Origin of the sequence: Streptomyces sp. KR55 (assembly GCF_052245645.1) — a bacterium.
Taxonomy (GTDB): Bacteria; Actinomycetota; Actinomycetes; order Streptomycetales; family Streptomycetaceae; genus Streptomyces; species Streptomyces flavusporus.
The window spans coordinates 1-10927 of sequence record NZ_JBQQCE010000339.1 but is presented as its reverse complement, the minus strand read 5'-3'; the positions used below and the strand labels follow the sequence as shown (position 1 = coordinate 10927).

The 10927-nt window shown below is 71.6% G+C and carries 7 protein-coding genes and 2 pseudogenes; 3 read left to right on the top strand and 6 right to left on the bottom strand.

The features are described 5' to 3' along the window. Nucleotides 1-107 precede the first annotated feature (107 nt). The gene (gene pstB, locus ACTWQJ_RS36380) at nucleotides 108-956 is read left to right on the top strand and encodes a phosphate ABC transporter ATP-binding protein PstB (protein ID WP_443310727.1); all 849 of its coding nucleotides are present in this window, start codon (nucleotides 108-110) and stop codon (nucleotides 954-956) included. 162 nt (nucleotides 957-1118) lie between these two features. After that, nucleotides 1119-1262: pseudogene (locus ACTWQJ_RS36375) on the top strand (aquaporin family protein); the annotation flags it as partial. Between the two features lie 21 nt (nucleotides 1263-1283). Here the strand turns inward: ACTWQJ_RS36375 and ACTWQJ_RS36370 are convergent. The 3 genes from ACTWQJ_RS36370 to ACTWQJ_RS36360 all read right to left on the bottom strand — a co-directional run bounded on the left by ACTWQJ_RS36370 (nucleotide 1284) and on the right by ACTWQJ_RS36360 (nucleotide 3708). Continuing rightward, nucleotides 1284-1661, bottom strand: a complete 378-nt coding sequence (locus ACTWQJ_RS36370) for an ArsR/SmtB family transcription factor (RefSeq protein ID WP_443310726.1) — start codon at nucleotides 1659-1661, stop codon at nucleotides 1284-1286. Nucleotides 1662-1811: 150 nt separating this feature from the next. Further along, nucleotides 1812-2504, bottom strand: coding sequence for an ANTAR domain-containing protein (locus ACTWQJ_RS36365; RefSeq protein WP_443310725.1), 693 nt, complete (start codon nucleotides 2502-2504; stop codon nucleotides 1812-1814). Between the two features lie 166 nt (nucleotides 2505-2670). Further along, nucleotides 2671-3708 carry a rod shape-determining protein gene (locus ACTWQJ_RS36360; RefSeq protein WP_443310724.1) on the bottom strand — a complete coding sequence of 346 codons (1038 nt, stop codon included), beginning with the start codon at nucleotides 3706-3708 and terminating at the stop codon, nucleotides 2671-2673. A 278-nt stretch (nucleotides 3709-3986) separates the two neighbouring features. On the opposite strand from ACTWQJ_RS36360, the gene ACTWQJ_RS36355 reads away from it, so the two are divergent. Then, the gene (locus ACTWQJ_RS36355; protein WP_443310723.1) at nucleotides 3987-7592 is read left to right on the top strand and encodes a S8 family serine peptidase; all 3606 of its coding nucleotides are present in this window, start codon (nucleotides 3987-3989) and stop codon (nucleotides 7590-7592) included. Between the two features lie 59 nt (nucleotides 7593-7651). On the opposite strand, the gene ACTWQJ_RS36350 is transcribed toward ACTWQJ_RS36355, so the two are convergent. The 3 genes and pseudogenes from ACTWQJ_RS36350 to ACTWQJ_RS36340 form a co-directional block, all read right to left on the bottom strand. Then, nucleotides 7652-8974 (bottom strand): carboxyl transferase domain-containing protein, encoded by a 1323-nt coding sequence (locus ACTWQJ_RS36350; RefSeq protein WP_443310722.1) that lies wholly within the window; start codon nucleotides 8972-8974, stop codon nucleotides 7652-7654. Beyond that, complete coding sequence (locus ACTWQJ_RS36345; RefSeq protein WP_443310721.1) at nucleotides 8967-10415, bottom strand: acyl-CoA synthetase; 1449 nt, start codon at nucleotides 10413-10415, stop codon at nucleotides 8967-8969. The genes ACTWQJ_RS36350 and ACTWQJ_RS36345 overlap by 8 nt, the downstream gene beginning before the upstream one ends. A 50-nt stretch (nucleotides 10416-10465) precedes the next feature. Further along, nucleotides 10466-10927, bottom strand: a pseudogene (locus ACTWQJ_RS36340) (SLC13 family permease); the annotation flags it as partial.

Here is a 10927-nt window from a genome sequence, read left to right as displayed (position 1 = left end):
ATCCTGCTGGCCATGAACTCGCTGGCGATCTGGCTGCGCAACCGCTACGTCCGTCGCTGGTGACGGCCACCGTCCCTGCCCCACCGCCCCTCCCGCAGGAGACCGCCATGACCCCTCCGCCCGACTCCTCCGGCGGCACCAGGATTCCGCAGGTCACCTACCACGGCGCCCCGTCCCTGGCCGAACCGGTCTTCGAAGTCGGCAGCCTGTCGGTCTTCTACGGCGCCCACGAGGCCGTCCGGGACGTCAACATGACGATCGGGCGGCGTCAGATCACCGCCATGATCGGCCCGTCGGGGTGCGGCAAGTCCACGATGATCCGCTGCTTCAACCGGATGAACGACCTCATTCCCGGTGCCCGTGTCGTCGGCAAGATCCGCTACCACAACGAGGACCTGTACGGCCGCGAGGTCGACCCGATCGAGGTGCGACGGCGGATCGGCATGGTCTTCCAGAAGCCCAACCCGTTCCCGAAGTCGATCTACGACAACATCGCGTACGGGCCGAGGGTGGGCGGCTTCAAGGGCAACCTCGACGACCTGGTCGAGGAGACACTGACCCACGCGGCGCTGTGGGACGAGGTCAAGGACAAGCTCAAGACCTCCGCGCTCGCCCTCTCCGGCGGCCAGCAGCAGCGGCTGTGCATCGCCCGCACCATCGCGGTCAAGCCGGAGGTGATCCTGATGGACGAGCCGTGCTCGGCGCTGGACCCGATCGCCACGATGAAGATCGAGGACCTCATGGAGCAGCTCGCCCAGGAGTTCACGATCATCGTCGTCACCCACAACATGCAGCAGGCCGCACGTGTCTCCGACCGCACCGCCTTCTTCACCGCGGACGTCGACAGCAAGGGCGAACGCCACGGCCGGCTCGTCGAGTACGACGAGACCGAGCGGATCTTCTCCAACCCCTCCGACCAGCGCACCGAGGACTACATCTCCGGCCGCTTCGGCTGACCGCCACAACCGCCTGAGGTCGCACGGCCTCGGACGCGGGCCCGCGGAGGAGACCACCATGCGGCCCGCCGGTATCCGGCGCTGGGCGAGGGCGTCGAGCCGCTCGGTCGTCAGATGCTCGGCCAGGACGACGAGGGGGTGCGGACGTGCGCGTGCGCGGGCGGCCGCGTCTTCAGCGACACCTTTGCGGGGATCGCGCCGGGTTCCGTGTCGGCGTTCGTCGGGATGCAGCTAGTCGGGGCCGTGGTCGGGCCGGCGCTCGTGGCGGTCGTCTTCATGACCGGCCGGACTGCCTCCGACGCATGAGGCGGACCACCCAGGTGATGGTCACGCGCCCTCGCGTGGCAGGGCGAGCATCTGGCCCATTGCTGCCACGACGGACGGTGCGACCTTGTAGTAGACCCACGTGCCGCGCCGCTCGGAGGTGAGCAGGCCGGCTTCCTTGAGCTTCTTCAGGTGGTGCGACACGGTCGGCTGAGAGACGCCCACGTCGGAGATGTCGCACACGCACGCCTCGCCGCCCTCGTGCGAGGCGACCAGCGAGAACAGCCGCAGGCGCACCGGATCGCCGAGCGCCTTGAACATCTTCGCCGTCCGCTCGGCCTCCTCGGCGGTGAAGGGGCGCTCGGCCAGCGGCGGGCAGCACGGAGCTTCGGCCACGGGCGCGTCCGGTTCGAGCAGCGGCAGCACCTTGGTGTTCGACATGCATCAATGTTGACACATGTCGAAGCAGCTAATTCGATGTATGTCTATGTTGGCGGGTGTCGAGTCGGCTGCCATGCTTACCGCTGCAAGACTTCGACGAATGTCGAAGCAAAGGGGAGCCTCGTGAGTACACACACCACCGACCAGGCGTCAGGCCCCGCGCCGGGCGACTGCCCTGCGCAGGGCCGTACGCAGCTCCTCCGGAAGTGATGGGCCGTCGGATTCGGCGCCGGCCGTGACGGCCGCGGCCACCTTGTGGAGCTTGGTGTTGGAGAGCTGGGAGGCCGCACGGAGGATGTGCCAGGCCTCGTCGGACGTGCAGGCGTGGGTGGCCATGAGGATGCCGCGGGCCTGGTCGATCACCGGGCGGGAGGCGATCGCCTTCCGCAACTGGATTATCTCCTCGCGCAGTTCGTGCAGTTGCTCCGCGCGCTCGAGGGCCACCGCGGAGGGTGTCGGGGCGGGGCCGGGTGCCGGGGCGGGGTCCGGTGCCGTGGAACGCAGCGGGTCCGTGGCGTCCAGGCCGAACAGTTCCAGGACCCGGCGCGGCTGGCCCCGCCAGTTCGTGGCCGAGACCGGGATCAGGTGCCGTCGGCCGTGGTCGTGCAGGACGTCCAGGAACTGCCCTCCCGCCGTGTCCATGAAGATCACCCCGGCCATGTCCAGCTCTATCCGGCAGGTGTGGACGGGCAGTTCGGCCAGTACGTCGGCCAGGGTGTCCGCGCACCCATGGACGAGTTCTCCTCGTGCGCTGAGCACCGACCGGCCCGTGCCGTCGGTGCGGCCGTCGATGGCGAGTGGGCGTAACCGCTCCGCGAGGGAGAGTGGGGCCACTGAGTTCATGTCACCGCCTTCCAGGTCCGTGTGGCGCCCCCGTCTCACCGCCGAGCGGCGTACGCCGACCCGGCGATGCAGCAGATGCTGCAAGTGCGCCTTCCCGGCACACCGCGCGCTACACCCCAATGGCGGGGGCTACGCCCTGCCCGGGCCGCTCACGGCGTCGGCGGGCTCACCTGTCCAGCGAATTCAGCTCCAGCGGCTCGACCCTGCCCTCCAGCATGGTGCCGAGGCCCCGCACGGCGCACACGTCGGGCCGTTCGGCGATGTGCACCGGCATCCCGGTGGCCTGCCGCAGCATCTGGTCGAACCCGGGGAGCAGGGCGCTGCCGCCGACCATCATGATCCCCCGGTCGGCGAGGTCGGCCACCAGGTCGGGCGGGCACTCCCGCAGCACTTTGCCGATGCCGTCGAGCACGGCGGTGAGCGGGGTCTGGATGGCGTCGCGTACGGCGGCGGTGTCGATCTGGACGGAACGGGGCAGGCCGGTGGCCACATCCCGGCCGTGGATCTCCGTCGACGTCGGCCCGTGCGGGGTGAGGCCGTTGCCGGACAGGGCCAGCTGCAGCGGCCGTACCGACTGACTCGGCAGCACGAGTTCGTGCTCGTGCCGCAGATGCAGCACGATCGCGTTGTCGACGGCCTCACCGCCGACCGGGATGCGTTCGGCGGTGACGATGGAGCCGAGGGACAGCACGGCGACCTGCGTCGCGGCCGCGCCGCACACCAGGATCATGGTGGCCTCGGGCTGCTCGACGGGCAGTCCGCAGCCGACGGCGGCGGCGATGAGGGTGTCGACGAGTTCGACGCGGCGGGCGCCGAGACCGACGAGCGTCTCGGTCGTCGCCCGCTGGGCGAGCGGGCCGGCGTCGTGCGGGGTGCAGGCGGCGGCCCGGAGTCCGGGCTTGCGGCGCAGCGCGCGGCGGGTCTTGTCGCCGAGCAGATGCCGCAGCATCCGCTGGGCCATCTCGATGTCGACGACCGTGCCGCCGGACACCGGCCGTACGACACGGATGTGTTGGGGAGTGCGGCCGGTCATCTTCTCCGCGAGCTCGCCGACCGCGATCAGTGCGCCGGTGTTGGTGTTCACGGCCGCGGCGGACGGCTGGTCCACGACAAGCCCGGCGCCCTTGACGTAGACCCGCGTCCGCGCCGCCCCCAGATCGACGGCGAAGTGGCACCGGCGTAGCTGCTCCAGGCTGGCGGTCATCGCGGATCCTCCCGAGGGGCACAGACCGTGGCGGCCGCCGGGCGGCGGGCCTCTTTGCATCGTGTGGGGGGCGGGGAGGGCGGCGCCTTCTGGAGGGGGCCGGGCGGGGTGCGGCTGTACGGGTGGTTTTCCGCGGCTTGCCGCCGCGTTGCTTGCGCTGCCGGCGCCGTACCTGGCGGGAACCCGCCACTACGTCTATCCGCCAGCTCCGTTCAACTCACCTGCAACACAAGGCGCCTGACACTCTTCCCCATCACCCGACGAAGAGAGGCGTGTGCATGACCAGAGGACCAGTCGGACGCGGGGCGATCCTCCTGTCGGCCGGGCTCGTGCTCGCTCTGCTGCCCGTGAGCCCGGTGTCGGCGCAGGACACCGGTGTGTCCACGCGTGCGGCGCCCCGAGCCCGTACCGTCACACTCGTCACCGGCGACAAGGTGACCGTCGCCGAGCTCGGCGGCGGACGGAAGACGGTCACCGTCGACCGGCCGCGGGGGGCCACCGGCGCCGTGCGCACGCAGCAGGCGAACGGCCACGTCACCGTCGTACCGGACGAGGCACTTCCGTATCTGCGGGCCGGCACTCTCGACCAACGGCTGTTCGACGTCAGCGAGTTGATACGTCAGGGGTTCGCCGACAGCGACACCACTGAGCTGCCGTTGATCGTGACGTACGAGAAGGGCACGCGGGCCGTCACCCCGCGCGGTGCCGAGCGGACGCGGACGCTGGAGAGCGTGCGCGGGGCCGCCGTGGAGGCGGACAAGGGGCGGGCGTTCTGGCGGGCGTTCACCCGGCAGGACGGCATCGCGGGCGTCTGGCTGGACGGGCGGGTCGACGCCGACATGGCGGAGAGCAACGCGCAGATCGGGACGCCCGCGGGCTGGGAGGCGGGGCTGACCGGGAAGGGCGTCACCGTCGCCGTGCTTGACACCGGCGTGGACGCGACCCATCCCGACCTGGCGTCGCAGGTCTCGGCCAGCAGGAGCTTCATCGAGGGGCAGGAGGTCGCCGACCGGGACGGGCACGGTACGCATGTGGCGTCCACCGTCGCCGGCACCGGCGCCGCGTCGGACGGCGCCGAGAAGGGGGTCGCGCCGGGGGCCTCGCTGGCGGTCGGCAAGGTGCTCAGCGACGAGGGGTCCGGCAGCGAGTCGCAGATCATCGCCGGCATGGAGTGGGCCGCACGGGAGGTGCAGGCCGACATCGTCTCCATGAGCCTCGGCTCGACCGAGCCCAGCGACGGCACGGATCCCATGGCGCAGGCCGTCAACACCCTCAGCGCCGAGACCGGCGCCCTCTTCGTCATCGCCGCCGGCAACACCGGCGCGCCCTCCGCCATCGGCTCGCCCGGCGCCGCCGACGCCGCGCTCACCGTCGGTGCCGTCGACTCCGCCGACCAGGCCGCCTACTTCACCAGCGCCGGACCCCGCTACGGGGACAACGCGCTCAAGCCCGACCTCGCGGCTCCGGGCGTGAACATCCTCGCCGCCCGCTCCAGTCTCAGCGGCGGCAGCGGCGACTACGTCTCCATGAGCGGTACGTCCATGGCGACCCCGCATGTCGCCGGCGTCGCCGCCCTGCTCGCCGAGCAGCATCCCGACTGGACCGGCGCGCAGCTCAAGGACGCGCTGATGTCGACGTCGAAGCAGCTCGACGCGTCCGTCTACACGCTGGGCGCCGGGCGGGTGAGCGTGCCGGACGCGATCGGGGCCGAGGTCACGGCCACGGGAAGCGTCGACCTGGGCTTCCACCGGTGGCCGTACGAGAACAACCAGCCGGTGACCAGGACCGTCACCTACACCAACACCTCGGACGCCGACGTCGAGCTGGACCTCGCCGTGCAGGGCGAGGCCGCCACCCTCGCCGACACCACCCTCACCGTGCCGGCGCACGGCACGGCGTCCACCACCGTGACCGGCGACGGCTCCGAGGCGCCGGTGGGCAACACCAGCGGGCGGATCGTCGCCTCCGTCGCCGGCACCCCGGTCGCGCACACCGCGTTCGGGCTGGTCAAGGAGGACGAGCGGTACACGCTCACCGTGCACGTCAAGGACCGGGACGGGGCCGCCACCGCCGCCGACCTCGTGGTGCAGCACCTCGCCGAGCGCGTCGACCCCGTCGCAGCGTACGTCGGCGACTCCGGGACGCTGAAACTGCGGCTGAAGCCGGGGACGTACAGCCTCACCTCCTTCCTCGACGTGCGCGGCAGCCACGGCACCGACTCACTGGGCCTCGGCTTCCTCGCGGCACCCGAGGTCATCCTGGACCGGGACCGGGAGGTCACCCTGGACGGACGGGAGCTGCGGGAGATCAGGGCCGACGTCGACCGGCGCACCGAGACCCGGCAACTGATCATGGAGTACGATCGGAAGGCGAACGGCGCCGACCTGTTCGGGGCTGCCCAGGTGCCCGTGAAGTACGACAGCGTCTTCGCCGCGCCGACCGGGAAGAAGGTCACGCAGGGGAGCTTCGAGTACCGGACCGTCTGGCGGCTCGGCAAGCCCTTGCTGGAGGTCAAGGGCATCGGCAACGCCCTCGCCCAGCCGGGCGGCACCCTGATCGAGGGCCGCAGCAGGCTGCCGCTGGTGGATGCCGGGGACGGCCCCTTCACCGGCGTCGAGGGCAAGGCGGTGCTTGCCCGCCTCACCGACGGCACCGAGCCGGCCGCGCTGGCCCAGGCGGCGCAGGACGCGGGCGTCAAGGCGCTGTTCGTGACCGACGACAACCCCGGACGGCTCAACGCCTGGTGGGGCACCGACGACGGCGCCGACCGCCCGCTGCAGATCGCCACGGTCGACAAGGCCGACGCCGAGCGCCTGCGGGCCGCCGGAACGGTCGACATGACCGGCACGCGCAACACCCCGTACGTGTACGACCTGTCGAAGGGACACGAGGGCGCCGTCCCCGACCGCGATCTGACCTACGCACCGGACGAACACCGCGAACTCGCCGCGGTGCACACGACGTTCCATGCGGTGAAGCCGGTCAGCGGGGGCGAGTTCCGGTACTCCATCACCGACACCTTCCCCATCGGGATCGGCTTTCGCGAGCGGATCGACTACCCGGCCGAGCGCACGGACTACGTCTCCACGGCCGACGGTCAGCTGTGGCACGAGTCGGTGACGATGGCCGACGGGGCGCTGGAGGAACGCGGCGGGCTGGTCCGCTACCGGGGCGGGACGCGCCCGGACCTGAACTGGTTCAGGCCGGTCTGGCATCCGTGGCTCGGCACCGGGCTTGGCTGGGGGCAGCAACGCGTCGGCAACCAGATCCAGTTCAACACCCCAGGCTGGGGCGACTCCGGTCCCGACCACACCGGCTTCGGTGACGTCTGGAGCGAGGAGACCGGCATGACCCAGTACACGGAGGTCTACCTCGACGGGGAACTGGTCGACCGGCGCCGCAGTTCCGGCGTGTACGTGTGGGACGCACCCGCCGACGAGCGCACCTACAAGGTCGTCACCGAAACCACACTCGACCCCGAACGCTGGGAACTCGCCACCCGGGGCCACGCCGAGTGGACGTTCCGCTCGGCGGCCACACCCACCGACCGCTGGACGTATCTGCCGCTGATCAACCTCGGCTTCGACGTCGACACCGACCTCGCCGGCGATGTGCCCGGCGGGCGGAAGGTGCCCGTCGGAATCCACGCCGAGTACGTGGCCGACGCGTCGGACACAGGCAGCATCGGCGGCGGAACGCTCGAGGTGTCGTACGACGACGGCACATCGTGGCATCCGGTCCGGCTCACCGGCGACGCGGACTCCTGGCGCGGCACACTGACCGTGCCGGGCGACGCCGAGTACGTATCCCTGCGGGCGTCGGCGAGCGATGACCGGGGCGGCTCGGTGACGCAGGAGATCATCCGGGCGGTGGGGGTGCGTTAGGCGGACACCGGCGGTGCCGTCTCCCCCCGGAGGGGAGGAGGAGACGGCACCGCCGTGTGTCATGTGATGGTCCGCGCGATCCCCAGATCTGCCAAGTCCTGTGGCCGAATGCGGAGTTGACCAGCCGTCTCCTCCACCTCCTCCGGAGGTCGTTTCAGTATCGCGGCCGCCAGCTCGGGGGCGATCACCGAGAAGTAGCTGTCCGGGGTGACCCACGTGTTGTCCGGCGCCGCGAGCGCGAGCGCGCCGCCCGAGCCGCCCTCGCCGATCACCAGCGTCGTGACCGGCGTGCGCGCGGCCGCCACCGCGCCGAACACCTCCGCGATCGCGGCGCCCACCCCCAGCCGTTCCGCCTCCGCGTCATTGGCCGCGCCCGGGGTGTCCACCAGGGTCAGCACGGGGATACCGAGCCGGTCCGCGAGCCGGATCAGACGGGCGGCGGTGCGGTAACCGGCGGGACGGGTCGCGGTCCCGGTCTGGGCGGCGTACGCGACGGTACGCCCCTCGTGCGCCCCGAAGCCGCACAGCATGCCGTCGTCGGTGCCGCCGCAGCGATCGCCGCTGATCGCGACACGGTCGGTGAAGTAGGCATCCAAGTAGCGCTGGGCACACGGCCGTTGGGGTGAGCGGGCGCGCCGGACGGCGTCCCATCCGGTCGCCGGGAGGTCGGTCACGCCGAGCGGACCCGGCGGCGGCGCGGGCTCGGCCGAGGACGCGGTCAGCAGCCGCAGCCACCGCCCCAGCGTCGCCCGCAGCTCCTCCTCTGGTACGACCGCGTCGGCCGCGCCGGCTGCCACCTGCGCCTCGGCCGTGTACGCCGCCGGGTCCGCGTCCGCCGGCCGCACCCGGGAGCCGGCGAAGCCGACCTGGGCGCCGGGCAGCGCGAGGATCACGTCGGCGCCCGCCCCGAGGGTGGCCCAGCCGCCACCCGTCGTCGGATCCCGCAGTACGGCGACCTGCGGCAGACCGGCCTCCCGGGTGAGCACCGACTGCCGGGCCACACGCTGGAGCTGGGTGAGCGCGACCATGCCCTCCTGCATCCGGCTGCCACCCGTCGCGATCAGCGACACGACCGGCAGCCGGTGCTCGCGGGCGTGCAGGTACGCCGCCTCCAGCCGGTCGCCGGTGCGCTCGCCGAGCGAGCCGCCGAGGAAGCCGAACTCGAAGGCGATCAGCACGGCGTCCGTGCCCTCGATGCGGGCGGTGCCGCAGACCACGGACTCGTCCTCACCGGTGCGTGCGGCGGCGCGGGCACGGGAGGCGTCGTAGCCCTGCCAGGAGAGGGGCCCGTCGGGCTCGGACTCCCTTGTCGGGTAGGGGAGTTCGTTGAACTCGTCGGCGACGAGGGTGATGGCCCGGCGGGCGGAGAGGCGCTCAGGCATGGCCGCCCAGCGCCCGCTTCATGATCTTCCCCATGTCGTTGCGGGGCAGGGACTCCAGGTGGTGCACGACACGTGGCCGCTTGTGCGGGGCGAGCCGGCGGGCCACGTGATCGGCCAACTCCTCGACGCCGGGCGGGGTCTGCGGATCGGCGGGCACGATCCAGGCGACGATCCGCTCACCGAGATCAGGGTCGGGCTCCCCGGTGACAGCGGCCTCCCGCACCCCCGGATGCTCCAGGAGAGCGTTCTCGATCTCACCGGCGCCGATCTTGTAACCGCCGCTCTTGATCAGATCGGTGGCCTTGCGGCCGACGATACGGACATAGCCGTCGGGCTCGCGGACCGCCATGTCGCCGGTGCGGAACCAGCCGTCGGCGGTGAAGGCGGCGGCGGTGGCGTCGGGCCGGTTGAGGTACTCGGTGAACAGGTTCGGCCCGCGCACCTGGATCTCGCCGACGCTCTCACCGTCGTACGACCTGATGGGCGCCCCGTCGTCCTCCACGAGCCGCAGCTCAACTCCCGGCAACGGCACACCGACCGTCCCCGGTCGCGCCTCGCCGTCCGCGCGGACGCTGGTGTTCATCAGCGTCTCGGTCATGCCGTACCGCTCGATGACCCGGCGTCCGGTGGCGGCCGCGATCCGCTCGTGGTCGTGCACGGGCAGCGCGGCGGAACCGGAGACCAGCAGCCGCGCCCCGGTGAGCCCCTTGGCGAGCGACGGATTGTCCGCGAGGTCCTCGGCGATCCGGTGGTACATCGTCGGCACCCCGAACAGCATCGTCGCCCCACCGTTCAGCTCCCGCGCCACGCCCTCGGTGCTGAACCGGCCCAGATGCCGCACCGAACCGCCGTGCCGGAGCGGGCCCAGAATGCCGAGCACCAGACCGTGCACATGGAACAGCGGCAGCCCGTGCACCAGCACATCCTCGCCGGTCCACTGCCAGGCGTCGGCGAGCGCGTCCAGGGTCGCGGCGATCGCCCGACGGGGGATGACGGCGCCCTTGGGCGGGCCGGTGGTGCCGGAGGTGTAGACGATGAGGGCGGGGGCGGCGTCGTCGGTCTGCTCCTCGGGGAGCGTGCCTGTCGCTTGTGCATCGACGTCGACCCGCTCCAAGTCCCGCAGAGAATCGGGCAATTCATCGCCGGGCGCCGCGAGTACGAACGTCGGCGCACTGTCGGTGAGGATGTGACCGAGCTCCTTCTCTCCGGACTTCGGGTTGAGGGGAACGGCGGCGACCCCCGCGAGCAGTGTTCCCACCACCGCGACGGCCGTCTCCAACGCGGGCGTCGCCCACACGGCGACGCGGCCCTCACCGCGTACCCGTTCGGCGACGGCACCGGCCGCCGCGGCGAGTCGGGCGTAGGACAGGGACCGGTCGCCGAACCGCAGGGCGATGTGCTCACCCGGGCTGTTCGTCAGGGCCGGAAAGAGAGGGGACACGCGTCGTACTCCTTTGTCGTCGTCACCTGTTGCCATGCCGCACGTGCGGGTTACCCGAAACCGGGCACGACCAGCACCAGCCACACCACCGCGGGCACCGCCGCCACCACGATCCCTCCGTACACCATCAGCTGCCGGAAGAAACGCTCACGGTCGACGTCGGGTGCCGCGGCCAGGACCAGCGCGCCGTTCGTCGAGAACGGGCTCACGTCCACCACCGTCGCCGACACCGCCAGCGCAGCCACCATGCCGACCGCCCCGATCTCGCCCTGCGCGAGGAACGGAACCGCCAGCGGAATCAGCGCGCCCATGATGCCGACGGACGAGGCGAACGCCGAGACGATCGCGCCGATGTAGCACAGCAGGAGCGCGGCCAGCAGTGGAACGCCGATGCCGCCGACGCCTTCGCCGGCCCAGGTGATGGTGCCCATCTCGTCCAGGACACCGACGTAGGTGAGCACGCCGCAGATCAGCAGGACGGTCGGCCAGGCGATCTGGCCGACCGCCGCGCG

Excerpts from the sequence above, each read along its gene's own strand:
- pstB (WP_443310727.1), top strand. The coding sequence starts at position 108 with ATGACCCCTCCGCCCGACTCCTCCGGCGGCACCAGGATTCCGCAGGTC.
- ACTWQJ_RS36370 (WP_443310726.1), bottom strand. The coding sequence starts at position 1,661 with ATGTCGAACACCAAGGTGCTGCCGCTGCTCGAACCGGACGCGCCCGTG.
- ACTWQJ_RS36365 (WP_443310725.1), bottom strand. The coding sequence starts at position 2,504 with ATGAACTCAGTGGCCCCACTCTCCCTCGCGGAGCGGTTACGCCCACTC.
- ACTWQJ_RS36360 (WP_443310724.1), bottom strand. The coding sequence starts at position 3,708 with ATGACCGCCAGCCTGGAGCAGCTACGCCGGTGCCACTTCGCCGTCGAT.
- ACTWQJ_RS36355 (WP_443310723.1), top strand. The coding sequence starts at position 3,987 with ATGACCAGAGGACCAGTCGGACGCGGGGCGATCCTCCTGTCGGCCGGG.
- ACTWQJ_RS36350 (WP_443310722.1), bottom strand. The coding sequence starts at position 8,974 with ATGCCTGAGCGCCTCTCCGCCCGCCGGGCCATCACCCTCGTCGCCGAC.